Origin of the sequence: Arthrobacter cupressi (assembly GCF_900099975.1) — a bacterium.
Taxonomy (GTDB): Bacteria; Actinomycetota; Actinomycetes; order Actinomycetales; family Micrococcaceae; genus Arthrobacter; species Arthrobacter cupressi.
This window is the reverse complement of the sequence record NZ_FNEI01000005.1, coordinates 115,032-141,257: the sequence shown is the minus strand read 5'-3', so window position 1 is coordinate 141,257 and position 26,226 is coordinate 115,032. Positions and strand designations below refer to the sequence as shown.

Below are 26,226 nucleotides of genomic sequence, written 5' to 3'. Positions count from 1 at the left end.
ACGGCGTTATGCCTCGGCGTTCTCGGCCGCGGTGGAGACAACCTCGCCGTTGCGGCGGCGGGTACGGGTGCGCCGGGTGCGGGCCGGCTTCTCGCCGGCGGCCTCACCGGACTGCGTGGCGTCGGACGACGAGGCGGAGCGGGCTGCGCCTTCGGCATGTGCTGCCTCCCCCTCACTGCGGCGGCGACGGGTGCGGGTGCGGCCGCCCTCGCCGGCGGACCGACCTTCGCCGGACCGTCCTTCGCCGGATGCGGAGCTGCCGGAACCGCCTTGGCGGCGTCCGCCGTCGCGCCTTCCGCCGCGGCCTCCGGAACGGGAGTTCTTCTTGCCGGTCTCGCCGAGGTCCTCCAGGACTTCGGCGTCGACGCCGGCCAGCACGCGCTTGTCCCGCGGCAGGCGGCCCTTGGTGCCCTCGGGGATGTCCAGGTCCGTGTACAGGTGCGGGGACGAGGAGTAGGTCTCCACCGGTTCGGGCACGTTCAGGCCCAGGGCCTTGTTGATGAGGGCCCAGCGCGGAACGTCGTCCCAGTCAACGAAAGTGACGGCGGTGCCCTTGTTGCCGGCGCGGCCGGTGCGGCCCACGCGGTGCAGGTAGATCTTCTCGTCTTCCACGCACTGGTAGTTGATGACATGGGTGACGTCCTCGACGTCGATGCCGCGGGCAGCGACGTCGGTGGCCACGAGCACGTCCACCTTGTTGTTGCGGAAGGCACGCAGCGCCTGTTCACGGGCGCCCTGGCCGAGGTCGCCGTGGATGGCGGCGGCCGCGAAGCCGCGGTCCACCAGTTCCTCGGCCACCTTCGCGGCGGTGCGCTTGGTCTTGGTGAAGATGACGGTGCGGCCGCGGCCACGGGCCTGCAGGATGCGGGAGACGACCTCGGTCTTGTCCATGCTGTGCGCACGGTAGATGAGCTGGCGGATGTCCCGCTTGGTCAGGCCCTCGTCGTTCGGGTCGGCCGCACGGATGTGCGTGGGCTGCGTCATGTAGCGGCGGGCCATCGCAATGACCGGGCCGGGCATGGTGGCCGAGAATAGCAGGGTCTGGCGGACCGCGGGTGTGCCGGCGATCAGCGTTTCGACGTCGGGCAGGAAGCCGAGGTCCAGCATCTCGTCGGCCTCATCCAGGACCACGATCCGGACGTTCTTCAGGCTCAGGTGCCGCTGCTTGTAGAGGTCGATCAGGCGGCCCGGGGTGCCGACCACGAGCTCGACGCCCTTCTGCAGGGCCTCGATCTGCGGCTCGTAGGCGCGGCCGCCGTAGATGGTGGCGATGCGTGCATTGCGCTTGCGGGACGCGGTCTGGAGATCGTTGGCCACCTGCACCGCGAGCTCACGGGTGGGTACGATGACCAGCGCCTGCGGGGCGCCCGGGACGGGAAGCTTGTCGAAGCCGGGGTCGTCCTGGCCCACAACGCGCTGCAGGGCCGGGATGCCGAAGCCAAGCGTCTTGCCCGTACCGGTCTTGGCCTGCCCGATGATGTCATGGCCGCCGAGGGCGACCGGGAGGGTCATGGCCTGGATGGGGAAGGGGTGGGTGATGCCGGCGTCGGCCAGCGATTCCACGATGTCGGCACGGACGTTGAAGTCGGCGAAGGACTTTTCTTCGATCTCGTGGGGAGTTTCGTCCGAGGTGATGGTCTCCTCGGGCTCGATCGATTCATTGCCGTCGCTCAGGACTTCATGGGTGTGCAATTCACTCACAGGGGAGTTTCCTTATTCATTTGGGCTGCGCTGCATGCTCAACGGTTGCGGCGGGGCCGTTCCGGAGCACGGACGGGCGCAAGCAGGTCCAGTGGAAGCCGATCGCGGGCTATCTGAATACTGGCACTGGTGACCAGCGGGCAAATCTCAAGATCGCGTAGGTGCGGGCTTGTTGAGTCAAAAAGGAAATGAATCAACGACCGGGCATCCATTACTACGGGTCAAGTGTAACGGTTTCTCCGGCTTGCCCGCTGAAGACGCCGCCTCAGCCGATCAGTTCGAGGGAAATCTGCCGGGTGTTGATGTCGGCGGCCAGCAGTCGCACGCGCACCTTGGTGCCGGCCTCCATCTCGCCCTCGCAGCGGGCGGTAACCGCCGGTTCGGCGATCTGCACGATGCCGGAGGGGCGGCCGTTGCCGTTCCCGTTGCCGTTTCCGCCGTTCGCCTTGCTTCCGTTTGGTTTGGAGCCGTTTGGTTTGGAGCCGGAAATGACGACGGCGTCGAACTCCTCGCCCACATGGCTTACCAGCAGCGCCGCCTCCACAGTGTCCAGGGCCAGCCGCTCGAGCCTGCCGGCCAGCTGATCGGATGCGGCCATGATCGCCGGCAGGGCGGGCAGTGCCTCGCGGGCCCAGGCGGGAATCCCGTTGCCGCTGCTCAGGGCCTCACAGATGACCAGGACGAAGCGGTCGATGAGGCGCCGGAGCGGTGCAGTCGCGTGGGCATAGGGGGCGCCGATCGCGGACTGCTGCACATCCTCGGGGACATCGCCGTCGAAGGGAGTGTAGCCGGCGCCGCGGAACAGCATGCCCGCCGAATGCAGGATGGCAAGCTGCTTGGGGTCCGAGGCGTCCAGGGTGCGCAGGTACTCGCCGTAGCTGATGCCGCCGTCGCCGTTGTTCCAGGGCTTGCCGAGGGCCGCCGTCTGGCGCTTGAAATGCAGGAGGGAGCGTTCGTCCGGCGACGGCATGGTACGCAGGATGCCCACCTTGCCGTCCAGCATCATTTCCGCGGCCGCCATGCCGGTCATCAGCGAGATCTGGGCGTTCCAGTCCTCCACCGGCAGCGACGGCGCCGCCACGATCCGGTAGCCGCCCAGCGGCAGGGGCGCGATTTCCTGCTCCGGCATGTTCAGGCTGGCACCGCCGCGCCGGCGTTCCAGTTCCACGCGCTTCAGTCCCACCTCCTTGAGTAATTGCAGGACGGGTGCGGCCGTTCCGGCGTCGATCTCCGCCTGGACGTCGCGGTAGTTGAGCTTCGCGCGGCTGCGGACGCTGGCCCGCCGGACCGACGCCGACTGGACTTCCGCGGCGGCATCCAGGGCGAACTCCCAGACGAAGGCGCCGCAGCGCTGCCCGGCGAGCAGGCTGCCGGCCTGCTCGCTGATGACTTCCGGGTGCAGGGGAATGCGGCCGTCCGGGGCGTAGAAGGTTTGGCCGCGCCGCCGCGTCTCCTCGTCCAATGCGCCGCCGGGGGCGACGAAGGACGGCACGTCGGTGATGGCGTAGAAGACTTTGTAACCGTCGCCGGCGCGTTCGATGTGCAGCGCCTGGTCCAGGTCCGTTGAACTGGCGGGATCGATGGTCACGAAGGGAAGGTGGTCGAGGTCAAGTGCCGGCAGCGCGTGCGACGCCACGGCGTTCCGGGCTTCCGCAAGTGCATCGAGGGGATAGGCCTCCGGCAGCTCTAGTTCCGTCCGCAGGGCAGCCAGTGCCGCCGCCAGCTGGTTCGATGTATCGCTGACATTCGGGGCTATCCGATGATGTGGCACAAAAGTCAGCGTAATCGATCCGGTTTGGGCTGAAAACGAAAGCCAGCTGCCGGCCGCCCCGGGACGCATGTTGCGCTTCGCGTCAATGGGGAGCACTGGTGGTTTCCTCCTGATGCGTGTGCGCCTAATGTTGCCCGTGGGGGATATGAGCAGCGCCCCCGCCACATCGCATTCATTCTTCGAGGGGGATCTTTCAATGAGTTACGAGAATCCGGCGGGCCAGGCTTACAGCGGCCAGGCTTCGCCGTATGCACAGCCGCGGACGTTTGCCCCGCGCGCACAGGTCGGCTTCGTCGAGGCCATCAAGCAGTACTACCGGCGCTACGCCGAATTCACCGGCCGCTCCAACCGCAGCGAATACTGGTGGGTCGCCCTTTACCAGGCGATCGTCAGCTTTGTGCTGTGGATTCCCTATTCCATCGCGCTGGGCGGCTACACGGCGTCCGTTGCCTCTGCCAGCACGCTGGCCGAGCAACAGCTTGCGAGCCAGAGCTTCCCCGCCGCCGCCCTGATCTTTGGCGCGCTCGGTGGCATCTGGGCCCTTGCCCACCTGGTGCCGAACCTCGCCGTGACCGTGCGGCGACTGCACGATACCGGGCGCAGCGGCTGGTTCATCCTGCTGGGCCTGATCCCGTTCGCCGGCGGCATCATCCTGCTGGTCCTGACGGTCATCGAGTCCAAGCCCGAAGGCGCACGCTACGGCGCCTGAGCGCCTCTGCTGAAACAACGACGGCGGCCGTCGCCTTGGTGCCCCAAGCACCCGGGCGGCGGCCGCCGTCGCCTGCTAACCGTTTGTGACCGGCTCCGGGACGACGTTACGGGAGGGCCGCCAGCAGAGCCTGCGCCGCCGCCGTCGGGTCGCTGGCTTCGGTGATGGCCCGCACCACCACGATGCGGCTGGCGCCGGCCTGCACCACCTGCTCCACGTTGCCGTGGTCGATGCCGCCGATCGCGAACCACGGCAGGTTTACCCCGCCCACGCGTTCCTCGTCCGCGGCCCGCACGGCGCTTGCGGCGTACTTCACCAGATCCAGTCCGACGGCGTCCCGGCCCGGCTTGGTGGGCGTCGCCCAGACCGGGCCGACGCAGAAGTAGTCCAGTCCGCTGCGGCCCGGGGACGCCGCGATTGCGGCATCGACCTGCTCGGGCGTGTGGGTCGAAAGGCCGATCACGGTTGGGTCATGCAGCAGTTTCCGGGCCGAACGCAGCGGCAGGTCCTTCTGGCCGATGTGAAAGACCGGTGCACCCGAAAGGGAGGCGATGTCGGCCCTGTCGTTGACCGCCCAGAGGCGGCCGTGGCGATGGGCCACGGCGTGCAGCACCTCCAGCAGTTCCAGTTCCTCGGCCGCTTCGATCGTCTTGTCGCGGAGCTGGATGATGTCCACACCGCCCTCGAACGCGGCGTCGACAAATTGCTCGAAGTCGCCTTGCTGCTTCCGGGCGTCAGTGCACAGGTAGAGACGGGCAGTGGTGTGCAGAACGTGCTGGGTCATGGAAACCAGAGTAGTTCCCCTAAACTGGGCTGGTACTGCGGGAGCCGCGACTGGTCGTAATAAGACCGTCCGGCTGAGAGGGCTTCAGCGCCGACCGCTTGACCTGATCCGGTTAATGCCGGCGTAGGGAAGGACCCCATGGACCCACTTCAACCGGAACTCCCGAATCCGTGCATCACCGCGGATGTCGCGGTGATCGGCGCCGGCGTCATAGGCCTCGGCATCGCCCAGGAGGCCCGCCGCTCGGGCCGCTCCGTCGTCGTGATCGACCCCGCGCCCGCCAGCGGCGCCACCTTCGCCGCGGCCGGGATGCTGGCCCCCGTGAGCGAACTGCATTACCAGGAGGAAGACCTCCTCGAACTCATGCTGGCCTCCTCGGAGCTATGGCCCGCCTTCGTCGAAGGAATCCGGCCCGGGGCGCAGGGCACCGGATACCGCACGACGCCGACCCTCGCCGTGGGCGCCGACGCCGCCGACCGCCGCGCCTTTGCCGACCTCCGGGACCTGCAGTTGGGCCTCGGCCTGCAGATCAGGGCGTTGCCGCTGCGCGAGGCCCGGGACCGCGAACCCCTGCTCAGCCCGCAGATCTCCTGCGCTTTCGAAATTCCCGGGGACCATCAGGTCGACCCGCGGCGGCTTGCCGCAGCCATCCTCGAAAGCCTTGGCGCGCACACGCCGGGGGACCCCAGCTGGGTGGACGGCGCAGGGTTCAATGGCCTGAGCGAGGGTTTCCGGCTCAGCATGCCGGCCGCCGGGCTCCTGTGGGAGGACAGCGGGGTGGCCGGAGTGCAGCTGGCGGACGGCACCCGGATCCGGGCCACCGAAACCGTCATTGCGAACGGCCTGGATGCCGCCGGACTGAGCGGCCTGCCTGACGGCCTCGCCCTGCCCCTGCGGCCGGTGTACGGCGACATCCTGCGCCTTCGCGTGCCCGCGCACCTGCGGCCCCTGCTGACAGCCACAGTCCGCGGCCTGGTCCGCGGCGTGCCCGTATACATCGTCCCGCGGGAGGACGGGACCGTGGTGATCGGGGCGAGCCAACGCGAAGACGGGCCGAGCTCCGCCAGCGCCGTCTCGGCCGGCGGCGTGTACCAGCTGCTCCGGGACGCCCAGGTGCTGCTGCCCGCCGTCGCCGAACTGGAACTGCTCGAATGCACCGCCCGGGCCCGCCCCGGTACCCCCGACAACGCACCCCTGCTGGGCCGCGTCGGCACCGGACGTGCTGCAACGGATCACGACGGCGGGCAGCTGCCCGGGCTGATCGTCGCTACCGGCTTCTTCCGGCACGGCGTCCTGCTCACCCCCGCTGCCGCGAAGATCTGCGTGGGCCTCATGGACCACCGCCACGACGAACGCTGGACCAGGTTCCGGCCCGACCGCTTCACCCACACCCACCCCACCCCGGCACCAGCCACCATCAAGGACCACGCATGAACATCAAACTCAACGGGGACCACCGTTCCATCGGCGACGGCGCCTCGGTCACCACCCTCGTCACCGAACTCACCGGGCGCGCCTTGGACCCCAGCGGCCAGGCGACGGACGGACGCAAGATCGGCGTCGCCGTCGCCCGCAACTCCGCGGTGGTGCCGCGCAGCCAGTGGGCTGCCACGGCGCTCGCAGAGGGCGACGAACTGGAAATCGTCACCGCGGTACAGGGAGGCTGAACCATGACCACCACAAGCATCCGGACACACAACGATCCCCTGGTGATCGACGGCGTCGAATTCGGCTCCCGGCTCATCATGGGCACCGGCGGGGCACCGAGCCTGGATGGCCTGGGCGCCGCCCTGATCGCCTCCGGCACCGAACTGACCACCGTGGCCATGCGGCGGTACTCGCCCGCGGAAACGGGGTCCCTGTTCCAGCTGCTCCTGGACAACGGCATCCGCGTGCTGCCGAACACGGCCGGCTGTTTCACTGCCAAGGACGCCGTGTTGACTGCCGAACTGGCCCGCGAAGCCCTCGAAACGGACTGGGTGAAGCTGGAAGTGATCGCCGACGAACACACCCTGCTGCCGGACGCCGTCGAACTGGTCGACGCCACCGAGCAACTGGTCGACCGCGGTTTCAAGGTCTTCGCCTACACGAACGATGATCCCGTGCTGGCCCTGCGCCTGGAGAACCTCGGAGCCACCGCCGTGATGCCCCTCGGTTCGCCGATCGGCACCGGCCTGGGCATCCTGAACCCGCACAACATCGAACTCATCGTCTCCCGCGCCTCCGTTCCGGTGGTGCTCGACGCCGGCATCGGAACGGCCTCCGACGCCGCCCTGGCCATGGAACTCGGCTGCGACGCCGTGCTCCTGGCCACCGCCGTCACCCGGGCCCAGAACCCGGTGCAGATGGGGGAGGCCTTCAAACACGCGGTGGTGGCCGGTAGGCTGGCGAAACAGGCCGGCCGGATCCCGCGCCGCGAACACGCACTGGCTTCCTCGGCGATGGAAGGCCGCGCCGAATTCCTCTGACGGGTTCTGCAAGGAGTGCCATGAGCGAAGCGAAAGACGTCCTGGACCAGGCAGGGATCGACGAGGCCCTGGCCGGGCTGCCGGACTGGAAGTACCGTTCCGGCGGGCTCGTCACTGTGTACAAATTGCCCACGTCCGCGGCGGCGCTGGAGCTGATTGCCGCCGTCGGACGGATTGCTGAGGAGCTGAACCACCACCCGGACCTGGACTGGCGCTACAACCGGGTGTTCCTGCTCTTCACCTCGCACGACGCCGGCACGGCCGTCACCGCACGCGACGTCACCGCGGCACGGCGGTGCAGCGACGCGGCCGCGGCCGCGGGAGCCACGGCCCAGCCGGACCGCTTCCCGCCCGCCGGCTGAGCTTTAACGCTCTGTGGCCACCAACCGTCCGGTTGGTGGCCACAGTTATGCCAAGGTGCCTAAAGACGCAGCGCCGCGGTCAGTTTCGTTGTATCCCGTGCAGTGCGGATCCGGCCCAGATATACGACGACGGCGATGGCGGCCGCCGTGCCCAGCACCATGGGCAGAACCCACGGGATCCAGGTCAGCCCCGGCTGGTAGCCGAACCCGAGCAGGATGAAGACGATCCAGCTCAGCATGCCGACCGCCAGCGCCACGCCGGCCGGGAGGGTGATGCCGTACTTGCTGTGGCGCCTGTCGTTCGCCCACACGATGAAGCCCGCGGCAACGGTGACCAAGGCGACGATGACAAGAGAAAGCATGGATACTCCCGGCTGGCTGGTTCGCTGAAAGGTCTAGAGGGCGCCGAAGCCCACGCGGCGCACTTCCTCGGCGCCGATCTCCACATAGCCCAGGACGCTGCCCGGGACGATGACCTGGCGGCCCTTTTCGTCGCTCAGGCGCAGGTCGGTGCCCTTGGAGATGGCCTCGCCGACGATCTTCGCAACGGACTCGGCATCGAGCGCAGATTCCAGCACGATCTCACGGCCAACGTTCTGAATGCCGATCTTTACTTCCACAGCAAGGCCTCCCAGCCGGTAAAAGGGGTTACTAGTACTTCATTCTTAGCTTAGGACTCTTTGGGGAAGCGACTGATTCCGCGCCAAGCTAAACGGTAGATCAGCTCGCTGGCCACATCGAGGTCCAGCCCGCCGTCGGTCTCCAGCCAGTACCGGGCGCTGACCTGGGCCATTCCGGCCAGGCCGCGGCCCAGCAGCTGGGCTTCCATCGGCGGCAGCTTGGTGTCCTCGGCGATGACTTTCGCGACGGCGTCGGCAAAGGTGCGGTTGAACGTCTCCAGCCGGGAACTCACATCCGGATCGTTGATCAGGTCTGATTCGAACACCAGCCGGTGGGCCTGGTCGTCGGCAGCGATGAACTGGTAGTAGGCGCGCATCACCGCCTGCACACGCTGCTTGTTGTCCGTGGTGGAATTCAGGGCGCCGAGCATGAGTTCCGTAAGCGTGGCCAGATGGCTGTCCAGCAGGGCCATGTAGAGCTCGCGCTTGGACGGGAAATGCTGGTAGAGGACCGGTTTGCTGACCCGGGCGGTCTCGGCGATCTCGTCCATGGCCGCGCCATGGAAACCGTTGGCCACGAACACCTCGAGGGCGGCATTAAGCAGCTGCGCGCGGCGTTCATCCCGCGGAAGCCTGGCCGAGCGCGCGGCCCCGCCCCGCTCCTGCTTTGCCGGTACCGCCTGCTGTGTGCGTGCGCTTTCAGCCACTTGTCTGCCGCCTTTCCTTTGCAGTTATGACCACTTTACGCGGCGGTAATATGACCTGTCGGCAGCGGCAGGCATAGATTGAAGTATGGCCAATGCAATTGCTGCCCCCACCGCGCCCGCCCCGCTGCCTCCCCTGGTGGAAGCCGCCGCGGAATTGAGCACCGACGAGGTTGAGCGCTACTCGCGCCATCTCATTATTCCGGAGATCGGATCGGTGGGTCAGCGCCGCCTCAAGAACGCAAAAGTGCTGGTGATCGGCGCGGGCGGCCTCGGCTCGCCGGCCCTGCTCTACCTCGCAGCGGCCGGTGTGGGCACCATCGGCATCATCGACGACGACGACGTGGACCTGAGCAACCTGCAGCGCCAGATCATCCACGGGGTGTCCGACGTCGGCCGCCCCAAGATCGAGTCCGCCCGGGACGCCATCCTGGAACTGAACCCGCTGGTCACTGTCCAGCTCCACAAGGAACGCCTGGACTCCTCCAACGCCTTGGACCTCTTCGCCGGATACGACCTCATCCTGGACGGCGCGGACAACTTTGCTACCCGCTACCTCGTCAACGACGCCGCCGAGATCCTCGGCAAACCCTATGTGTGGGGCTCGATCTTCCGTTTCGACGGCCAAGTCAGCGTGTTCTGGGCCAAGCACGGCCCCAGCTACCGTGACCTGTACCCCGAGGCTCCTCCGGCCGGTTCCGTGCCGTCCTGCGGCGAGGGAGGCGTCTTCGGGATGCTGTGCGCCGCCGTCGGCTCCCTGATGGTGACCGAGGCAATCAAGCTGATTACCGGCGTCGGGCGTTCCCTGCTGGGCCGCGTGGCACTCTTTGACGCCCTGGGAGGCAGCTGGCGCGAGATCAAGGTGGCAAAGGACCCCGAAGCGGAGCCGGTCACCGCACTCACCGACTACGAAGCTTTCTGCGGCATCACGCCCGCGGCGGACGCCGGCAGCGTGCCCACCGTGAGCGCCTCCGAACTGGCAGGCATGCTCGAAGCCCGGGAAGCGGGGGAGCGGGACTTCGAGCTGGTGGATGTCCGGGAAACCGGTGAGCATGACATCGTGAATATCGACGGCTCCGTGCTGATCCCGCAGGGCCGGATCCTGGCCGGCGAGGCCTGGGCGGAACTGCCGCAGGACAGGGACATTGTGTTCCACTGCAAGAGCGGGGCCCGCTCCGCTTCGGTGATGGCGGCGGCCCGCAAGGCAGGCTACACGCGGATCAGGCACCTCGACGGCGGCATCCTGGCCTGGGTGCGGGAGGTGGAACCGCACAAGGCGGTGTACTGAGGCGGCGCCGTCCTGGGCTCCGGCTAGCGTTTCGGGAGCCGGGCGGTGACGATGCGGTTCCGTCCCAGCCGTTTGGCCTCGTACAGGGCGCCGTCCGCGGCGCCGATTGTCTCGGCAAGGTCACCGGCCGTGGTGGTCGCAATGCCGTAACTCACGGTGGGGAAAGACACCCCTTCGGGAGGTTCGGCCGCCGCCAGGTTGCGGTTGATGGCCTCGGCGATGACCCGGGCGCTCTCGTGGCCGGCACCCGGGAGCAGCACGACGAACTCCTCCCCGCCGTACCTGCCGGCGAGGTCCGTGTGCCGGATGGCGGCCCGGCACGCGGCGGCGAAGGCCCGGATGGCGGTGTCGCCCACGGCGTGGCCGTGGGCGTCGTTGATGGCCTTGAAGTTGTCCAGGTCGGCGAGGATCACGGTCGAGACGGAGCCGGCGTTGTGCAGCCGACGGACTTCCTGTGCTGCCTGTTCCATGAAGGTGGTGTGGTTGAGCAGCCCGGTCAGTCCGTCACGGCTGGCCCGTTCGTTGAGCCTGGCGATGAGCTGTTCGTTGCTCAGCGCCGTCATGCTGAACGACACGGTCACCAGCATCACGATGGTGAGCATGCTCGTGAACGCCGAGCTGAAGTATGTGGTGAATACGGGACCCTCCGGCCCCTCGATCGTATAGACGCATGCCCGCAACAGGTAGTACCCGGCCAGGATTCCCGCGGCCAGGGCCAGTTCCCGGTGGGCCTGGTAGTCGGTGGTCCTCAGCAGCGCCAGTTCCCTGGTGGCGAGGGCCATGCCGGCAGTCATCATGAGCAGGTAGACGAAACCTCCGGCCCAGGCATCGGAGCCGGGGTTCTCGATCGCGGCCGAGACGGCCGTGAAAGCCGGCCCGGACAGGAGCAGCCACCGGGGCGTTGGACGCAGCCGCAGGGACCGGGAACCGGCCCAGACGCTGAACGCCCCGGCCACCAGCAGGGCGTTCCCTGCCGGGTTCGCCCAGACCTGCTGGGGGGTTCCCGTCATCAGGTACATGATGTTCCCGGCCATCAACAGGCCCAGGGCAAGGCACCACCAGCCGCTGTAGGGCGAACGGGTGCGGCGGAACGAACTGAAGAACAGGATGCTCAACGTCAGCGCGACGATTCCCAGCGTGAGCTTCAGGCTTGAAACATCCAGCACCATTGACGACCCTCCCAGAATCCGTCAGTGCAGCACCCCCGGGATCGCGGCGCTTCAATCCAAAGGTATGCCCTCAGGCGCTTTCCGCGTGGGGAAGCGGGACGCTCCTGCCTTCCGCTGAGTCGTGGTCCACCGGGCATCCGGACTGCCGGGCCGGCGCGGCGGGCTGCTCCACCTGGATTCCGTACAGGGCTTCGAGGGCGGACACGTAGTCGTCCTGCTGGCCGTTGGCCGCGAGTTCGCGGGCGCGGACGGTGGGGATGTGGAGCAGTTGCTTGACCATCCGGCGCAGTGCAAACTCCACTTCTTCGGCGGCGGCCGTGCAGCCGTGGCGGGCCCGGACCTTCTCCATTTCGGAGTCCAGCACGCTCATGGTGTGCCGGCGCAGCGCCACGATCGCGGCGTCGACAGAGCGGGCTTCGCGCTCCTGCTCGAAGGCTGCCGCGGCGCCGGACACGATCGTGCTGGCCTGCGCCAGGGACTCCGCCTGTTCCTGCGGGGCAGCGAGCCGGACCGATTCGAGCGTCAGCAGCTCCACGCCGTCGAGCTCGCCGACGGCGGGGTCGAAGTCATGCGTCAACGCGAGGTCGATCGCGATCAGCGGACCGGCGGACGACTCGCGGATGCGCGCCAGCTCGGCGGCCTCGACACGGTTGTCCGAACCGCTGCAGCCGATCATCACATCGGCCGCGGCGACGGCGGCGGGCAGCTTGTTGGCGTCGAGCGCCGTGCCGCCGCGGGTGGCCACGAAGGTTTCCGCGCGGCCGGAGGAGGAGTACACGGAGATGTCGGTGCAGCCGCGTTCGCGCAGCAGGGACATGGTGGCCCCGGCGTAGGCGCCCGTGCCGAAGACGACCACCTTCTTGCCGCTCCAGTCGGCGTCGTCCGAGAGGTCGGTGGCGAGGTCAAGGGCGACCGACACGATCGAGAGGCCCCGCGAGCCGAGGGCGGTCTGCGCGCCGACGTCCTTCGCGGTCTTCGACGCCGCCTGGAACAGGCGGACAAGGCCCGGGCTGGCGGTGCCTTCGTGCTGGGCGGTGATGAGGGCGCGGCGGACCTGCCCGGCGATTTCGCGTTCGCCCACAACCGCGGAGTCCAGGCCGGCGCTGACGGCGAAGAGGTGCCGGCTGACGTCGGGGCCGCTGTTGGTGCTGAAGGCCTTGGAGACGAGCTGTTCGTTGAGGCCGCTCAGTCCGCTGATCTTGCCGACCAGGGCGGAACGCGCCGCTTCCAGGTCCTCGGCGTGCGCGGTTTCACCGTAGATTTCGTAGCGGTTGCAGGTGGCGAGGACAACGGCGCCGGAGACGAGGCCGGTCTCTGCCAGGGCCGCGGAGGCAAGCGCAGAAGAACCGTTGCTCAGCTGAGCAACGGTCTCGAGGTCGATGTCGGCATGGGTAGCCACCAGAGAAAAAAGAACCACAGCAGACCCATCATAGCTTTTTCGGTGCCCCGTAGAACAACGGGCACGCAATGGTTCCGTTCATAGTCAGCGGTGATGTGCGCCACGCGGGCGGGCGGCGACACTCTGTCGTTATCTTTTGCCCCCGATTTTCGGCACAATCGAAGGCATGACTTCCAGCTCTGCCCTGCCGGGTTCCGCCCAACCTGCCCCCACCACTGCCGGTTCTGCCGCCGGGGACGCCGTGGCCCCCGGACTCGACGCCGGCCACCCCCTGATGGACGGCCGCACCGCGGATTCACCCCTGATCCAGGCGTACCGCGGCGGCAAGCCCAGCCGGCGTCCGGTGTGGTTCATGCGCCAGGCTGGCCGTTCGCTGCCGGAGTACCTCAAGGTGCGCGAGGGCGTGGCCATGCTGGACTCCTGCCTGCGCCCGGAGCTGGCCTCCGAAATTACCCTGCAGCCGGTCCGCCGGCACGACGTCGACGCCGGGATCTTCTTCTCCGACATCGTCATCCCGCTCAAGCTCGCCGGTGTGGGCGTGGACATCGTCCCCGGCGTCGGTCCCGTGCTGGACAAGCCCGTCCGCACCGCCGCCGACGTTGCCGCCCTGCCGCAGCTGACCTGGGAATCCCTGGAACCCATCCGCGAAGCCGTGCGCCTGACCGTGGCCGAGCTCGGGAGCACTCCGTTGATCGGCTTCGCCGGAGCCCCGTTCACCCTGGCCGCCTACATGGTGGAAGGCAAGCCGTCCCGCGACCACCTCGGCCCGCGCACCATGATGCATGCCGACCCGGAGACCTGGGCCGCCCTGGCCAACTGGGCCGCCGACGCTTCCGGCATGTTCCTGCGCGCCCAGCTCGAAGCCGGTGCCTCCGCCGGCCAGCTCTTCGACTCCTGGGCCGGCTCGCTGGGCCTGGCCGACTACAGCACCTACGTCGCTCCGGCCTCGGCCCGCGCCCTGGACCACGTCCGGCACCTCGGCGCCCCCTTGGTGCATTTCGGCACCGGAACTTCCGAGCTCCTCGTGGCCATGCGCGACGTCGGCGTCGATGTGGTGGGCGTGGACTACCGCCTGCCCCTGGACGAAGCCAACCGGCGCCTCGGCGGCACCGTCCCGCTGCAGGGCAACATCGACCCCGCGCTGCTCTCGGCGCCCTGGGAGATCCTCGAAGCCCACGTGCGCTCGGTCATCGCTGCCGGTGCGGGAGCTCCGGGCCACGTGCTCAACCTCGGCCACGGCGTGCCGCCCGAAACCGACCCCACCGTGCTGACCCGCGTGGTGGAACTCATCCACTCGATTCCGGCGGAGTAACCCGTGCGCAGCCGGCCGGCAGCGCCGGCGACCCCTGACCCCAAGGCGACGGCCGTCGTCGTCGGCGGCGGCATTTCCGGGCTGCTCGCGGCCCGCGGGCTCGCCGCGGCCGGCCTGGCCGTTACCGTCCTGGAAGCCCGGGAGGAATGGGGCGGCTGCGTCGGCAGGCACGTACTCGGCGGCCTTGCGCTGGACAGCGGCGCGGAATCCTTCGCCACCCGCTCCACCGCGGTGGCCGACCTCGCCCGCGATCTCGGGCTGGGGGAGAACATTGTGGCTCCGCATCCGGGCGGCGCCTGGGTGCAGCTTCCGGACGGGCCGCAGGAACTTCCCAAGACCGGGGTCCTTGGCATCCCGGCGAACCCCTGGGACCCGGAGGTGCGGCGTTCGCTGGGCCTGGCGGGCGCCCTCCGCGCTTCCCTCGACCGCTGGCTGCCCGCCGCGGTGGGCGCCGGCGGCGATGTGACCAGCGTGGCCTCCCTTGTCCGTGCCCGGATGGGCCGCCGCGTCCTGGACCGTCTGGTGTCGCCGGTGGTCGGCGGCGTGCATTCTGCCGACCCAGGACTCCTCGACGTCGACATGGTGGCCCCCGGCCTCCGCGCGGCGATGCGGTCCACGGGTTCCCTGGCCGCCGCCGTCGCGCAGCAGCGCAGGGTGGTCGGTGCTCCCGACCCCGCCGGGACCAAGAAGGCGGGCTCCGCCGTCGCCGGGCTCGCCGGGGGCATGAACACGCTGGTCTCTGCACTCGTGGCCGATCTGCGCTCCCGCGGCGTCACCCTGCTGCCAGGAACCCGGGTGGAGGCCGTTGTGCGCACCGAAGGCGGCTGGCACGTCAGCGCCGTCGCCGGCGGCGAACAACGGGAGTACGACGCCGGGCGGCTCGTCGTCGCGCTGGACGGCCCGGCCGCCGTCGGGCTGCTGGAGCCAGCGCTGCCGGAACTGGCCGCACTGCGCCCGGCCTCCGGGCCGCTGGTCAGCCTGGTGAGCCTGGTGGTGGACAAGCCCGAACTCGATTCCCGCCCGCGCGGCACCGGAATCCTCGTCGCCCCGCAGGCCCCGGGCTTCCAGGCCAAGGCCCTGACCCATGCCACCGCGAAATGGGACTGGCTCGCCGGGGAGGCCGGCCCGGGAACGCACGTGCTCAGGCTGTCCTACGGCCGCGCGCACGGCGGGACCGCTGCAGAGAACGCGGATGATCCCGCGGCCCTGAACGATGCGGACCTCTTCGACGCAGCCCTCCGCGATGCTTCCGCCCTCCTGGGCGTGCCCCTCGGCAAGGATGACGTCCTGGACTGGGATGTGGTCCGCTGGGCCGGAGCCCTGCCGTTTGCCGCGGTGGGCCACAGGCAGCGCGTCGCCGAGGTCCGGAAAATCAGCGGCCGCGCCGGAGGCCTGCTCCTAGTGGGCGGCTGGCTCGCCGGCAATGGCCTCGCGGCGGTCGTTGCTGACACCGCGCGCCAGCTCGAGGCGGAGCTCCGCGCCGGTGTGCCGGCGCCCAAATCGCGCTGAAAACGTGAGATGACGCACTTCTACGCGTTGTAGAAGTGCTCCGTTTCGACTTAGTGCCCCGCAGGGGGCAAACTTGAACCATGAGCCACACTTCTGCCGAATCTGTCACTAAAACTGCTGAGAACGAGGAACAGTTCTTTACCCTGTGGACTGTTTTCAAGCGTTCGGCAGTCCTCGAGCGCAGCGCCGATGCTGTCGCCGAGTTTGAGAAACTGACCGCCAAGCTTGCCGAGGACGGCGTTGTCCTGCGCGGCAGCTACGATGTCTCCGCGATGCGTGCGGACGCCGACGTGATGGTGTGGCTCCACGGCGCCAAGCCCGAGGCCCTGCAGTCCGCGGTCCGCGACATCCGCCGCAGCGCCCTTTTCGAAGGCACCGACATCGTCTGGTCCGCCATGGGCGTGCACCGCGAGGCGGAATTCGCCAAGAGCCACACCCCGGCCTTCTCCCGCGGCGTCGAGCCCAGCACCTGGCTCTGCGTCTACCCCTTCGTGCGCTCCTACGAGTGGTACCTGCTGCCCGCTGACGAGCGCGGCAAGATGCTCCGCGACCACGGCCTGCTGGGCCGCGATTTCCCGCAGGTCATTTCCAACACCGTGTCCTCCTTCGCCCTGGGCGACTGGGAATGGATCCTGGGCCTGGAAGCCCCGGAACTGGTTGACCTCGTGGACCTCATGCGCCACCTGCGCGCCACCGACGCCCGCAACCACGTGCGCGAAGAGATCCCGTTCTACACCGGCCGCCGCATCAGCGCCGCCGAGATCGCCGAGGTCCTCGCGTGAGCAGTCCGAACGTAGAACTTGCTGCCTCCACGGAACTGAACAACGTCACCGAGCAGGGACGCCAGGCGCCCCAGGAGTACGACGCAGTCCTGCTGGCCTCCTTCGGCGGCCCCGAGGGCCAGGATGACGTCATTCCGTTCCTGCGCAACGTGACCCGCGGCCGCGGCATCCCGGACGAGCGTCTTGAAGAGGTTTCGCACCACTACCGCGCCTTTGGCGGCATCAGCCCCATCAACCAGCAGAACCGCGAACTGAAGGCCGCGCTCGAGGCCGAGCTCGCCGCCCGCGGCATCGAACTGCCGGTGCTGTGGGGCAACCGCAACTGGGATCCGTACATCGCGCCGGTGCTGCAGGACGCGTACGACGCCGGCCACCGCCGCCTGCTGATGCTCACCACGAGCATCTACTCCTGTTACTCCAGCTGCCGCCAGTACCGCGAGGACATCGGCATCGCCCTGACCGAAACCGGGCTCGACGGCAAGCTCCAGGTCGACAAGATCCGGCAGTACTTCGACCACCCCGGCGTCGTGCAGCCGTTCCTTGAAGGAACGGCCGCAGGCCTCGAAGAGGTCCGCGGCAAGCTCTCCGCCGCGGGCGTCGAGGACCCGGACTCCAAGATCCGCGTCCTCTTCGCAACCCACTCCATCCCCACGCGGGACGCCGAGGCGGCCGGGAAGTCCGGGGACGAACCCCGCGAATTCGCCGAAGGCTCCGCCTACGCGGCACAGCACCTGGCCAACGCCACCGCCATCATGCAGGCCGTTGCCCCGGACGTCGCCTGGGACCTCGTGTACCAGTCCCGCTCCGGTGCCCCTCACATCCCGTGGCTGGAACCGGACATCAACGACCACCTCGAAGCGATTGCCCCCGAAGGCGTGCGCGGCGTGGTGATCGTTCCACTCGGCTTCGTGAGCGACCACATGGAAGTCGCCTGGGACCTGGACACCGAGGCCCTCGAAACCTGCGCCAACCTGGGGATCGAAGCCACCCGCGTTCCGACGCCCGGCACCCACGCGGCCTTCGTCTCCGGCCTGGTGGACCTCATCTGCGAACGCACGGTGAACAACAACATCCCCGACCGCCCGCACGTGACGGACCTCGGCCCGTGGTACGACGTCTGCCGCCCCGGCTGCTGCGAGAACTTCCGCGGGGCCAAGCCCGTGATCGCCGAAGCGGGCGTCGGCACCGGCACCTCGCACGATCCGTACCCCGCGGAGCCCGGCAAGTGACCGTCCGGATCGGCACGCGCGCCAGCAAGCTTGCGCTGACCCAGACCCAGCAGACGGCGGACCGCCTGGCCGCCGTGGGAGGCTTCGACGTCGAACTGGTGCACATCACCACCGAAGGCGACGTCAAGACCGGTTCGCTGTCCCAGATGGGCGGCACCGGGGTGTTCGTGGCGGCCCTGCGCGAGGCCCTGCTGGACCAGCGCTGCGACGTCGCCGTGCACTCGCTCAAGGACCTGCCTACGGGTGCCGAGGCCGGCCTCACTATCGCCGCCACCCCCACGCGGGTGGATGTGCGCGATGTGCTGTGCGCCCGCGACGGTCTCACCCTGGCCCAGCTGCCGGCCGGGGCCAAGGTCGGTACCGGGTCACCGCGCCGCGCCGCCCAGCTCCGGGCGCTGCGCCAGGACATCGAGGTCATCGATATTCGCGGCAACGTGGACACCCGCCTGGGCCGCGTCCCCGGCTTGCCCGGCAATTCCACCGACGCCGTGGTTCCCGGCAAGAGCAACGACCTCGACGCCGTCGTGCTCGCCGCCGCCGGCCTGGAGCGCATGGGCCGCCTGGACACGGCCAGTGAGTTCTTCGAGAGCGACGCCATGCTTCCGGCCCCGGGGCAGGGGTCCCTGGCGATCGAATGCCGCACGGCCGACGCCGCGGCCGGCGGCTCGCAGGAAGCGCTCGCCCAGGCGCTGTCCGCGTTGAATGACGAGGACACCCGCCTGGCTGTGACCGCCGAGCGCGCTGTCCTGGCCCGACTTGAAGCCGGCTGTGCCGCCCCGGTGGGCGCCTTCGCCCACCGCAAGGGCAGCATGCTGTACCTCGAGGCTGTGGTCTGCTCTGTCGACGGACTCAAGACCCTGCGCGAGAAGAAGGCCACCGACGGACTGAACGAGGTGGGCGCCACCCTGCTGGGCATCGAGGTGGCGGAACTGCTGCTGGCGGCGGGCGCTGCGGAGATCACCGACCTTGCCGCTTCCTGAGTCCGTGGACGGGCCCGTGTCCGGTGCTGCCGGAGACCGTGCGTTGCTTGGCCGGAAAATCCTTATTACGAGGAGTCCCGACCGCGCCGGTTCCCTGGCGCGGTCCCTGTCCGCGGCCGGCGCCGAACCGCTGCTGCTGCCGCTGATCGACTTCGAACGCGCGGCCGACCAGGACGCCCTGGCGGAGGCCCTGTCCGGACTTTCCGGCGGACACTTCGACTGGCTGGTGGTTAGCAGCATCACCACGGTCCGTGCCCTGAAGGCCAAGGCCGCGGAGCAGGGCCTGGAACTGTCATCGCTCCTGCCGTCCGGTGTCCGGGTGGCGACCATCGGTCCGTCCTCGCGCCGGATCCTGGAGGCCGAGGGCATCCGGGTGGACCTGGCACCGGAAGGCAGCCAGTCCGCCGCGGGGCTGCTCGAGGTGTGGCCCGCCGGTCCCGGCCGGGTCCTGCTGCCGCAGGCGGACATCGCCGATTCCCTGCTTTCGGACGGACTGGCCGGCAAGGGCGCGGAGGTCGCCGCCGTCACTGCCTACCGCACGGTCGATTTCCCGGCCCGGCCGGAGGAACGCCTGGACACGGAACTGGCCAAGGCTGCCGCCTGGTCCGCCGCGGGCGCCGAGGTGACGGGGGAGCAGGAGCTGCCACTGCTTGAGCCCGCACGTGCCCGGGCAATGATCGACGACGGCGCCCTGGCCGCCGTCGTCGCCGCCTCGCCCAGCGCCGCGCGGCGCATTGCCGCAACCCTGCTGCCGCTGCGGGACTGCCGCTTCATCGCGATCGGACGCTCGACGGCGGCGGAGGCGGGGGAGCTCGGCATCCCCGTCGCGGCGACCGCCAAGGAACCCACCCCGGGCGGCATCGTCGCCGCCCTCACCGAACTGTTCTCCACCGTTCAGCCGTAAGCCCCGGAAAGGACGTAAGACATGAGCTTCCCCAACCACCGCCCCCGGCGCCTCCGTACCACTCCGGCCATGCGCCGCCTGACGGCCGAACACCGCCTGGCCCCCGCGGAACTGATCCTGCCGGCCTTCATCCGCGAAGGCCTTAGCGAGCCCGCGCCGATCGGCTCCATGCCCGGCGTCGTGCAGCACACTACCGAGTCCCTCAAGCGGGCGGCCGCGGAGGCCGTGGAACTGGGCGTCGGCGGCATCATGCTGTTCGGTGTTCCCGAGGTGCGGGACGCCAGCGGCTCCGCCTCGCTGGATCCCGAGGGCGTGCTGAACAAGGCCATCCGCGACGTGCGTGCCGAAGTGGGCGACGAACTCGTGGTCATGAGCGACGTGTGCCTGGACGAGTTCACCGACCACGGCCACTGCGGTGTGCTCGACGCCAGCGGCTACGTGGACAACGATGCCACCCTGGAGATCTACGGGCAGATGGCCGTGGCCCAGGCCGATGCCGGCGCGCACGTGCTGGGACCCTCCGGCATGATGGACGGCCAGATCGCCGTCATCCGCCAGGCCCTCGAGGAAGCCGGACACAAGAACACCGCCGTCCTGGCCTACGCCGCCAAGTACGCGTCGGCGTTCTACGGCCCCTTCCGCGAAGCCGTGGACTCCCAGCTCACGGGCGACCGCCGGACCTACCAAATGGATGCCGCCAACCGCCGCGAAGCCATCATCGAGGTGGAACTGGATCTCGAGGAAGGCGCGGACATGGTCATGGTCAAGCCGGCCATGAGCTACCTGGACATCCTGGCCGACGTCGCCGCCATGAGCCCCGTGCCGGTGGCCGCGTACCAGATCTCCGGCGAGTACGCGATGATCGAAGCCGCCGCGGCCAACGGCTGGATCGACCGCCGCGGCGCCATCACCGAATCCGTGCTGGGCATCAAGCGTGCCGGGGCCAACATGGTCCTGACCTACTGGGCGTCCGAGCTCGCGGGCTGGCTCCGGGAGAACTGACCCGGCCGGCCGGGAATGATTCCGGGAACTTCGCGGTTTGTATGCGTATGCATGAAAATAGCGAAGCTCCCGAAACCGGCTCCACGTCCGATCCCACCGCTTTTGATCCGACAGCACCCGTCGCGGCCGACATCATGTTGCTGGGCGTCAGCACCTTCGGCGACGTCGACCTCGACGACGCCGGCGAACCCAAGCACCACGCCCTCGTGTTGCGCCAGGTGGTGGAACAGGCCAAACTGGCCGACGCCGTCGGGCTGCATTCCTTCGGCGTGGGGGAGCACCACCGCCGGGACTTCGCCGTCAGCGCCCCCGAGGTCCTGCTGGCCGCCGTCGCCTCGGCGACGGAAAACATCCGTCTGGGCAGCGCCGTCACGGTGCTGAGCTCGGACGATCCCATCCGCGTGTTCCAGCGTTTCTCCACGCTCGACGCCGTCTCCAACGGCCGCGCCGAGGTGATCCTGGGACGGGGCTCCTTCACCGAATCCTTCCCGCTCTTCGGTTACGACCTGGCCGACTATGAGGTCCTCTTCGAGGAGAAGCTGGACCTCTACCACCGGGTCCGTTCCCAGAAACCGGTGAACTGGGACGGCCGCACCCGCGCCGGGCTGCACGGCCAGATGGTCTATCCGCACTTGGAGAACCGCCTGCTGCCCACCTGGATCGGCGTCGGCGGCACCCCGCAGTCCGTGGTCCGCACCGCCGCCTACGGCTACCCGATGGTGCTGGCGATCATCGGCGGGCAGCCCGAGCGCTTCGTGCCCTTCGCGCAGCTCTACCGGCGCAGCCTCGCCGAAGCTGGCCATGAGCCCAGGCAGCTCGCCGTGCATTCTCCCGGCTACGTCGCCGATACCGATGAACAGGCCCGCGAGGAATACTTCCCGCACTGGCTCGCCACCCGCAACCGGATCGGCGCCGAACGCGGCTGGGGTCCTGCCGGCCGGGGTGAGTTCGAGGCCCTCGTGGAGGAGGACGGCGCGCTGTTCGTGGGTGCGCCGGACACCGTGGCCGCCAAGATCGCCCGGCTCAAGGGGACCCTCGGCGCCGACCGTTTCGAACTCAAGTACAGCAACGGCACCCTGGCCCACTCGAAGATGCTGCGCTCCATCGAACTCTTCGGCTCCAAGGTGGCCCCGCGGGTCTCCGAATTGCTCGCCTAGTGACCCCTTTCATCCCGCAGGGGCGCCAATCCCTGCCCCTGCGGGATGAAAGAATAGGGGCATGACTCGTTCGGATGATCTCTTCGCCCATGCCCAGACCCTGATGCCAGGGGGCGTCAACTCGCCTGTTCGCGCCTTCGGTTCCGTGGGCGGCACCCCGCGTTTCATGGTCTCCGCGAAAGGCGCCTACCTCACGGACGCTGACGGCAAGGACTACGTGGACCTGGTGTGCTCCTGGGGCCCGGCGTTGCTTGGCCACGCCCACCCCGCCGTGCTCGACGCCGTGCACGCCGCCGTGGACCGCGGTCTCTCCTTCGGTGCCTCCACCCCGGACGAGGCCCGCCTGGCCGAACTCGTCAAGGAACGTGTGTCCGCCGTCGAGCGCCTCCGCATGGTCTCCACCGGCACCGAAGCCACCATGACCGCCGTGCGCCTGGCTCGCGGCTTTACGGGTCGCAACCTGATTGTGAAGTTCGCCGGCTGCTACCACGGCCACCTGGACGGCCTGCTGGCCGCCGCGGGTTCCGGCCTGGCCACCATGGCGCTCCCGGGCTCGGCCGGCGTCACCGAAGCCGCCGCCGCCGAAACCCTCGTGCTGCCCTACAACGACCTCGACGCCGTCGAGGCCGCCTTTTCCGCCCACGGCGAGCACATCGCCGCCGTCATCACCGAAGCCGCCCCGGCGAACATGGGCGTCGTTACCCCGGGCGAGGGCTTTAACGCCGCCCTCTCCCGGATCACCCGCGAACACGGCGCCCTGCTCATCCTGGACGAGGTCCTCACCGGCTTCCGCACCGGCTACGCCGGCTACTGGGGACTCACCGGCGCTACCGAGGGCTGGACCCCGGACCTGCTGACCTTCGGCAAAGTGATCGGCGGCGGCATGCCGACGGCGGCCCTCGGCGGGCGTGCCGACGTCATGGACTACCTCGCACCGCTCGGCCCTGTCTACCAGGCCGGCACCCTGTCCGGTAACCCGGTGGCCATGGCGGCCGGCGTGGCGACCCTGACGCACGCGACGCCGGAGGTCTACTCCTTCGTGGACGGCCGTTCGCTGGAGCTGTCCGCCGCCCTGTCCTCCGCCCTGGACGCCGCCGGCGTGGACCACTCCATCCAGCGGGCCGGAAACCTGTTCTCCGTGGCCTTCGGCACCTCCGCCAACGGCGTGCACAACTACGCCGAAGCGCAGGCCCAGGACGTGTTCCGCTACGCCCCGTTCTTCCACTCCATGCTGGACTCCGGCGTCTACCTGCCGCCGAGCGTCTTCGAAGCCTGGTTCCTCTCCGCAGCGCACGACGACGCCGCAATGAACCGGATCTTCGACGCGCTCCCGGCAGCTGCCAAGGCCGCCGCGCAGGCGGTCCCTGCCTGATCGACTGCGCTGCCTGATTGACTGCGTCCGGTAGCCGGCGGCGGGTTCCTCCGCCGCCGGTTGCCGCGGGCGTAGGCTGTGTTGGTACGCAGGAGGCTTACCAGGCAGCTGATTCCATGCTCCAGAATTACTCACCCCATTCCAGACCGCGAGGCCGGTACCGCCGCGCCGGAGCGCTCGCACTTGCCGGGACCCTCGCGGTCCTCACGGCGTGCACGCCGTCCGGCGCCCCCCAGCCACCCCGCACCGAACTGACGGCGTCGGGCCCGGCTACCGCGCCGCCGTCGTCTGCGTCCCTTTCGGTGACCACCCCTGCCGCGACGGCCACACCGTCCGCCGCGCCGAAACCCCGTCCGACGGCCACGCCGGCGACCCCCGAGAACACGCTCGCCTCCCTCAGCCTTGAACAGCGGGTGGGCCAGTTGTTCATGGTCGGCGCCAATGCGGGCGGCAGTGACTCCGATGCGGTCGCAGAACTGCTCGGCCGGCACATCGGCAACTTCTACCTGGCCGGCCGCAGCCAGGCAGGGGTAGCTCCGACCGCCGCTGTGGTCGCGTCTCTGCGCGCCGCCGCGAAGCAGTCGGGAAACAATGTGCCGCTCTCCGTGGCCACCGACCAGGAAGGCGGCTACGTGCAGGTCCTGCGCGGTCCGGGCTTCTCGGAGATCCCCACAGCCCTGGCGCAGTCTGCATCCACGCCGGCACAGCTGCGTTCCCGGGCCCGCGCCTGGGGCGCCGAACTGCTAAGAGCCGGTGTGGACGTCGACCTCGCACCCGTGCTGGATACCGTTCCCGGCGCGGCGTTCGGGCCCGCCAACGCTCCGATCGGCTACTTCCAGCGGGAGTACGGATACACGCCGTCGTCCGTCTCCGCACTCGGCAACGCGTTTGCCTCGGGCTTGCGGGATGCCGGGGTGGCGCCCGTGGTCAAGCACTACCCGGGCCTGGGCAGGGTCACCCTCAACACTGACACCAGCGGCAACGTCCGCGACACCGCCACCACCAGGACCGACCCGTACCTGGCACCCTTCACCGCCGCCATCCGCGGAGGCGTCCGCTGGGTCATGGTCTCCAACGCCTACTACGACCGCATCGACTCCGAGCGGCCCGCGCCGTTCTCGCCGGTGGTCATGCGCACCATGCTGCGCTCCGACGCCGGATTCACCGGCATCATCGTCTCCGACGACCTCTGCAACGCCGCGCAGCTCGCGCCGTGGACGGTGGGACAGCGGGCCGGGAACTTCATTGCCGCGGGCGGCACCGTGGTGCTGTGCGCCAATACCGCGGACGTTCCGGCGATGTACGGCGAGGTGCTGCGGCGCGCGACGGCGGAGCCCGCCTTCCGCAAGGCAGTGGACGCTGCGGCGCTCACCGTGCTCCGGGTCAAGGCCGGGAAGTAGCTTCTGCCTAAACGGAAGATCCCCGGCAACCGGATCAATCCCTGCCGCGTTCGCAGGGGATTTGTCCGGTAGCCGGGGATCTTGCGCGGATTGCCTAGAGCACGTCCGAGAGGAACTTCTGCAGGCGCTCGGTCTTGGGTGCCGTGAAGAGCTGCTCGGGGCTGCCGTTCTCCACCACCACGCCGCCGTCCATGAAGACCACCTGGTTGGAGACGTTGCGTGAGAAGCCCATCTCGTGGGTCACCACCACCATGGTCATGCCGTCCTTGGCGAGGTCACTCATGAGCGCCAGGACGCCCTTGACGAGCTCGGGGTCGAGCGCGGAGGTGGCCTCGTCGAAGAACATGACTTCGGGCTTCATGGCCAGGGCGCGGGCAATGGCCACACGCTGCTGCTGGCCGCCCGAAAGGGTTGCAGGGCGCACCCCTGCTTTGTGCTTCAGGCCCACCTTGTCCAGCTGCTCCAAGGCCTCGGCCCAGGCCTGGTCCTTGGGCAGCTTCCGCAGCTTCCGCAGGGCAAAGGCCACGTTCTCGCCCACGGACTTGTGCGGGAAGAGGTTGAACTGCTGGAACACCATGCCGATGCGGCGGCGCAGTTCGTCAGGGTTGTCCTTGAGGACCGAACGGCCGTCCAGCAGGATGTCGCCCTGGTCCGGTTCGATGAGGCGGTTCATGACGCGCAGCAGCGTGGACTTGCCGGAACCGGAAGGCCCGATGACGGACGCCGCGGTGCCCTTTTCCACGTGGATGTCGATGCCGCGCAGCACCTTGTTGCTGCCGAAGGCGAGGTGCAGGTTCTTGCCCGTGAGGGATCCGGAGGTGAACTGGCTCATGCGTGTGCTCCCTTCCCGATGACGGCCGCGGCTTCGTCCGGTTCGTGTTTCTGTTCCTTGCCGGTCCGCAGGCGGTTGTCGATGTAGTTGACCAGGTGCGTGAGCGGGATGGTCAGCGCCAGGTAGAAGATGGCCGCGGCGACCAGGGGGGACTGGTTGCCGTTGTTGGCCGCGAAGTCCTGGCCGATCTGGAACAGTTCACGCTCGCGGCTCATGAGGCCGAGGGTGAAGACCAGGGACGATTCCTTGATGAGGGCGATGAACTGGTTCATCAGGGCGGGGAGCACGCGGCGGATGCCCTGCGGCACGACGATCATGCGCATGGAGGGGCCGTAGCCGAAGCCAAGCGCGCGGGAGGCCTCAAGCTGGCCCTTGTCCACGCTCTGGATGCCGGAGCGGAAGATCTCACCGATGTAGGCCGCGGCCATGAGGCTCAGGGCAGCGATGCCGAGGGGGTAGGGGCTCCGGATTCCGGTGAGTTCGTTCAGCAGGGGACCGAAACCGAGGCCGATGACCAGGATGACCAGCACCGCCGGCAGCCCGCGGAAGATGTCGGTGTAGATTCGTGCGATCCAGCGCGCCACGGGGTTCCTGGAGATGCCCATGAGCGCCAGCAGGATGCCCAGGGCGGTGCCGATGATGCCGGAGGTAAGCGCCAGCACGATCGTGTTCAGCAGGCCGTACGAGAACATCGTGGGCAGCACCTCGGCGATGTAGCCCCAGTTCAGAAAGGTGTCCGCAAGGCGGCTCCATGCGTCCATATGACTCCTCG

The 26,226-nt window shown here is 68.9% G+C and carries 26 protein-coding genes and 1 riboswitch; of the genes, 16 read left to right on the top strand and 10 right to left on the bottom strand.

The window, feature by feature from the left end:
• Nucleotides 1-6: 6 nt before the first annotated feature.
• Both BLP88_RS07925 and BLP88_RS07920 read right to left on the bottom strand, forming a co-directional pair.
• On the bottom strand, nucleotides 7-1,701 hold the full coding sequence (locus tag BLP88_RS07925) for a DEAD/DEAH box helicase (RefSeq protein WP_074588273.1): 1,695 nt from the start codon (nucleotides 1,699-1,701) through the stop codon (nucleotides 7-9).
• 265 nt (nucleotides 1,702-1,966) lie between these two features.
• Nucleotides 1,967-3,472 (bottom strand): RNB domain-containing ribonuclease, encoded by a 1,506-nt coding sequence (locus BLP88_RS07920; protein WP_074588427.1) that lies wholly within the window; start codon nucleotides 3,470-3,472, stop codon nucleotides 1,967-1,969.
• A gap of 196 nt (nucleotides 3,473-3,668) precedes the next feature.
• Between BLP88_RS07920 and BLP88_RS18595 the strand changes: the two genes are divergently transcribed.
• Nucleotides 3,669-4,181, top strand: a complete 513-nt coding sequence (locus tag BLP88_RS18595; protein ID WP_175453518.1) for a DUF805 domain-containing protein — start codon at nucleotides 3,669-3,671, stop codon at nucleotides 4,179-4,181.
• Nucleotides 4,182-4,287: 106 nt separating this feature from the next.
• Here the strand turns inward: BLP88_RS18595 and thiE are convergent, their stop codons facing one another.
• Nucleotides 4,288-4,965, bottom strand: a complete 678-nt coding sequence (gene thiE / locus BLP88_RS07910; protein ID WP_074588272.1) for a thiamine phosphate synthase — start codon at nucleotides 4,963-4,965, stop codon at nucleotides 4,288-4,290.
• A 27-nt stretch (nucleotides 4,966-4,992) separates the two neighbouring features.
• Nucleotides 4,993-5,112: riboswitch (TPP riboswitch) on the top strand.
• On the opposite strand from thiE, the gene BLP88_RS07905 reads away from it, so the two are divergent.
• The 4 genes from BLP88_RS07905 (at nucleotide 5,104) to BLP88_RS07890 (ending at nucleotide 7,795) form a co-directional block, all read left to right on the top strand.
• A complete protein-coding gene (locus BLP88_RS07905) occupies nucleotides 5,104-6,399 on the top strand; it encodes an FAD-dependent oxidoreductase (protein ID WP_074588425.1) in 1,296 nt (431 codons plus the stop codon). (Overlaps the previous riboswitch by 9 nt.)
• A complete protein-coding gene (gene thiS / locus BLP88_RS07900) occupies nucleotides 6,396-6,632 on the top strand; it encodes a sulfur carrier protein ThiS (RefSeq protein WP_074588270.1) in 237 nt (78 codons plus the stop codon). The genes BLP88_RS07905 and thiS overlap by 4 nt, the downstream gene beginning before the upstream one ends.
• 3 nt (nucleotides 6,633-6,635) lie before the next feature.
• The gene (locus tag BLP88_RS07895) at nucleotides 6,636-7,433 is read left to right on the top strand and encodes a thiazole synthase (protein WP_074588269.1); all 798 of its coding nucleotides are present in this window, start codon (nucleotides 6,636-6,638) and stop codon (nucleotides 7,431-7,433) included.
• A 20-nt stretch (nucleotides 7,434-7,453) separates the two neighbouring features.
• Nucleotides 7,454-7,795 (top strand): 4a-hydroxytetrahydrobiopterin dehydratase, encoded by a 342-nt coding sequence (locus BLP88_RS07890; protein WP_074588268.1) that lies wholly within the window; start codon nucleotides 7,454-7,456, stop codon nucleotides 7,793-7,795.
• Between the two features lie 59 nt (nucleotides 7,796-7,854).
• On the opposite strand, the gene BLP88_RS07885 is transcribed toward BLP88_RS07890, so the two are convergent.
• From BLP88_RS07885 to BLP88_RS07875, 3 genes are read right to left on the bottom strand one after another with little or no spacing between them, the layout of a single operon-like run.
• Nucleotides 7,855-8,157: a hypothetical protein gene (locus BLP88_RS07885; RefSeq protein WP_074588266.1), complete on the bottom strand. Its 303-nt coding sequence runs from the start codon at nucleotides 8,155-8,157 to the stop codon at nucleotides 7,855-7,857.
• Nucleotides 8,158-8,190: 33 nt separating this feature from the next.
• A complete protein-coding gene (locus tag BLP88_RS07880) occupies nucleotides 8,191-8,415 on the bottom strand; it encodes a DUF3107 domain-containing protein (RefSeq protein WP_070347817.1) in 225 nt (74 codons plus the stop codon).
• A gap of 50 nt (nucleotides 8,416-8,465) precedes the next feature.
• Nucleotides 8,466-9,122, bottom strand: a complete 657-nt coding sequence (locus tag BLP88_RS07875) for a TetR/AcrR family transcriptional regulator (protein ID WP_373366883.1) — start codon at nucleotides 9,120-9,122, stop codon at nucleotides 8,466-8,468.
• Between the two features lie 85 nt (nucleotides 9,123-9,207).
• On the opposite strand from BLP88_RS07875, the gene moeB reads away from it, so the two are divergent.
• The gene (moeB, locus tag BLP88_RS07870; protein WP_074588265.1) at nucleotides 9,208-10,407 is read left to right on the top strand and encodes a molybdopterin-synthase adenylyltransferase MoeB; all 1,200 of its coding nucleotides are present in this window, start codon (nucleotides 9,208-9,210) and stop codon (nucleotides 10,405-10,407) included.
• A 23-nt stretch (nucleotides 10,408-10,430) separates the two neighbouring features.
• Here moeB and BLP88_RS07865 read toward each other — a convergent pair whose 3' ends face one another.
• Together BLP88_RS07865 and BLP88_RS07860 are read right to left on the bottom strand one after the other, a co-directional pair.
• Entirely contained in the window at nucleotides 10,431-11,576 is a 1,146-nt protein-coding gene (locus BLP88_RS07865) for a GGDEF domain-containing protein (protein ID WP_074588263.1), read from the bottom strand.
• A 70-nt stretch (nucleotides 11,577-11,646) separates the two neighbouring features.
• Nucleotides 11,647-12,993 carry a glutamyl-tRNA reductase gene (locus BLP88_RS07860; RefSeq protein ID WP_074588262.1) on the bottom strand — a complete coding sequence of 449 codons (1,347 nt, stop codon included), beginning with the start codon at nucleotides 12,991-12,993 and terminating at the stop codon, nucleotides 11,647-11,649.
• A 148-nt stretch (nucleotides 12,994-13,141) separates the two neighbouring features.
• Here BLP88_RS07860 and hemE point away from each other — a divergent pair, with 148 nt between their 5' ends.
• The 10 genes from hemE to BLP88_RS07810 all read left to right on the top strand — a co-directional run bounded on the left by hemE (nucleotide 13,142) and on the right by BLP88_RS07810 (nucleotide 24,622).
• Entirely contained in the window at nucleotides 13,142-14,287 is a 1,146-nt protein-coding gene (gene hemE, locus BLP88_RS07855) for a uroporphyrinogen decarboxylase (protein ID WP_074588261.1), read from the top strand.
• 3 nt (nucleotides 14,288-14,290) lie between these two features.
• Complete coding sequence (hemG, locus tag BLP88_RS07850; protein ID WP_074588260.1) at nucleotides 14,291-15,796, top strand: protoporphyrinogen oxidase; 1,506 nt, start codon at nucleotides 14,291-14,293, stop codon at nucleotides 15,794-15,796.
• Between the two features lie 80 nt (nucleotides 15,797-15,876).
• On the top strand, nucleotides 15,877-16,578 hold the full coding sequence (hemQ, locus tag BLP88_RS07845) for a hydrogen peroxide-dependent heme synthase (protein WP_074588258.1): 702 nt from the start codon (nucleotides 15,877-15,879) through the stop codon (nucleotides 16,576-16,578).
• On the top strand, nucleotides 16,575-17,807 hold the full coding sequence (locus tag BLP88_RS07840; protein ID WP_074588257.1) for a ferrochelatase: 1,233 nt from the start codon (nucleotides 16,575-16,577) through the stop codon (nucleotides 17,805-17,807). The genes hemQ and BLP88_RS07840 overlap by 4 nt, the downstream gene beginning before the upstream one ends.
• Nucleotides 17,804-18,787, top strand: coding sequence for a hydroxymethylbilane synthase (gene hemC / locus BLP88_RS07835; RefSeq protein ID WP_074588256.1), 984 nt, complete (start codon nucleotides 17,804-17,806; stop codon nucleotides 18,785-18,787). The genes BLP88_RS07840 and hemC overlap by 4 nt, the downstream gene beginning before the upstream one ends.
• A complete protein-coding gene (locus tag BLP88_RS07830) occupies nucleotides 18,774-19,691 on the top strand; it encodes a uroporphyrinogen-III synthase (protein WP_245679801.1) in 918 nt (305 codons plus the stop codon). The genes hemC and BLP88_RS07830 overlap by 14 nt, the downstream gene beginning before the upstream one ends.
• Before the next feature lie 21 nt (nucleotides 19,692-19,712).
• Nucleotides 19,713-20,693, top strand: a complete 981-nt coding sequence (gene hemB / locus BLP88_RS07825; protein ID WP_074588255.1) for a porphobilinogen synthase — start codon at nucleotides 19,713-19,715, stop codon at nucleotides 20,691-20,693.
• A gap of 47 nt (nucleotides 20,694-20,740) precedes the next feature.
• Complete coding sequence (locus tag BLP88_RS07820) at nucleotides 20,741-21,850, top strand: LLM class flavin-dependent oxidoreductase (RefSeq protein ID WP_074588254.1); 1,110 nt, start codon at nucleotides 20,741-20,743, stop codon at nucleotides 21,848-21,850.
• Nucleotides 21,851-21,911: 61 nt separating this feature from the next.
• On the top strand, nucleotides 21,912-23,222 hold the full coding sequence (gene hemL, locus BLP88_RS07815; RefSeq protein ID WP_074588252.1) for a glutamate-1-semialdehyde 2,1-aminomutase: 1,311 nt from the start codon (nucleotides 21,912-21,914) through the stop codon (nucleotides 23,220-23,222).
• A 116-nt stretch (nucleotides 23,223-23,338) separates the two neighbouring features.
• Entirely contained in the window at nucleotides 23,339-24,622 is a 1,284-nt protein-coding gene (locus BLP88_RS07810; protein WP_074588251.1) for a glycoside hydrolase family 3 N-terminal domain-containing protein, read from the top strand.
• A gap of 94 nt (nucleotides 24,623-24,716) precedes the next feature.
• On the opposite strand, the gene BLP88_RS07805 is transcribed toward BLP88_RS07810, so the two are convergent.
• Both BLP88_RS07805 and BLP88_RS07800 read right to left on the bottom strand, forming a co-directional pair.
• Nucleotides 24,717-25,454 carry an amino acid ABC transporter ATP-binding protein gene (locus BLP88_RS07805; RefSeq protein WP_074588250.1) on the bottom strand — a complete coding sequence of 246 codons (738 nt, stop codon included), beginning with the start codon at nucleotides 25,452-25,454 and terminating at the stop codon, nucleotides 24,717-24,719.
• The gene (locus tag BLP88_RS07800) at nucleotides 25,451-26,215 is read right to left on the bottom strand and encodes an amino acid ABC transporter permease (RefSeq protein WP_074588249.1); all 765 of its coding nucleotides are present in this window, start codon (nucleotides 26,213-26,215) and stop codon (nucleotides 25,451-25,453) included. Before BLP88_RS07800 ends, BLP88_RS07805 begins: the two co-directional genes overlap by 4 nt.
• Nucleotides 26,216-26,226: the final 11 nt, after the last annotated feature.

Bases quoted from the DNA above. Each gene is read 5' to 3' on its own strand.
- BLP88_RS07890 (WP_074588268.1), top strand. From the start codon at position 7,454: ATGAGCGAAGCGAAAGACGTCCTGGACCAGGCAGGGATCGACGAGGCC.
- BLP88_RS07905 (WP_074588425.1), top strand. From the start codon at position 5,104: ATGGACCCACTTCAACCGGAACTCCCGAATCCGTGCATCACCGCGGAT.
- hemE (WP_074588261.1), top strand. From the start codon at position 13,142: ATGACTTCCAGCTCTGCCCTGCCGGGTTCCGCCCAACCTGCCCCCACC.
- thiS (WP_074588270.1), top strand. From the start codon at position 6,396: ATGAACATCAAACTCAACGGGGACCACCGTTCCATCGGCGACGGCGCC.
- hemB (WP_074588255.1), top strand. From the start codon at position 19,713: ATGAGCTTCCCCAACCACCGCCCCCGGCGCCTCCGTACCACTCCGGCC.
- BLP88_RS07810 (WP_074588251.1), top strand. From the start codon at position 23,339: ATGCTCCAGAATTACTCACCCCATTCCAGACCGCGAGGCCGGTACCGC.
- BLP88_RS07820 (WP_074588254.1), top strand. From the start codon at position 20,741: ATGCATGAAAATAGCGAAGCTCCCGAAACCGGCTCCACGTCCGATCCC.
- BLP88_RS07800 (WP_074588249.1), bottom strand. From the start codon at position 26,215: ATGGACGCATGGAGCCGCCTTGCGGACACCTTTCTGAACTGGGGCTAC.
- BLP88_RS07885 (WP_074588266.1), bottom strand. From the start codon at position 8,157: ATGCTTTCTCTTGTCATCGTCGCCTTGGTCACCGTTGCCGCGGGCTTC.
- BLP88_RS18595 (WP_175453518.1), top strand. From the start codon at position 3,669: ATGAGTTACGAGAATCCGGCGGGCCAGGCTTACAGCGGCCAGGCTTCG.
- thiE (WP_074588272.1), bottom strand. From the start codon at position 4,965: ATGACCCAGCACGTTCTGCACACCACTGCCCGTCTCTACCTGTGCACT.
- hemL (WP_074588252.1), top strand. From the start codon at position 21,912: ATGACTCGTTCGGATGATCTCTTCGCCCATGCCCAGACCCTGATGCCA.
- BLP88_RS07805 (WP_074588250.1), bottom strand. From the start codon at position 25,454: ATGAGCCAGTTCACCTCCGGATCCCTCACGGGCAAGAACCTGCACCTC.
- BLP88_RS07895 (WP_074588269.1), top strand. From the start codon at position 6,636: ATGACCACCACAAGCATCCGGACACACAACGATCCCCTGGTGATCGAC.
- BLP88_RS07865 (WP_074588263.1), bottom strand. From the start codon at position 11,576: ATGGTGCTGGATGTTTCAAGCCTGAAGCTCACGCTGGGAATCGTCGCG.
- moeB (WP_074588265.1), top strand. From the start codon at position 9,208: ATGGCCAATGCAATTGCTGCCCCCACCGCGCCCGCCCCGCTGCCTCCC.
- hemQ (WP_074588258.1), top strand. From the start codon at position 15,877: ATGAGCCACACTTCTGCCGAATCTGTCACTAAAACTGCTGAGAACGAG.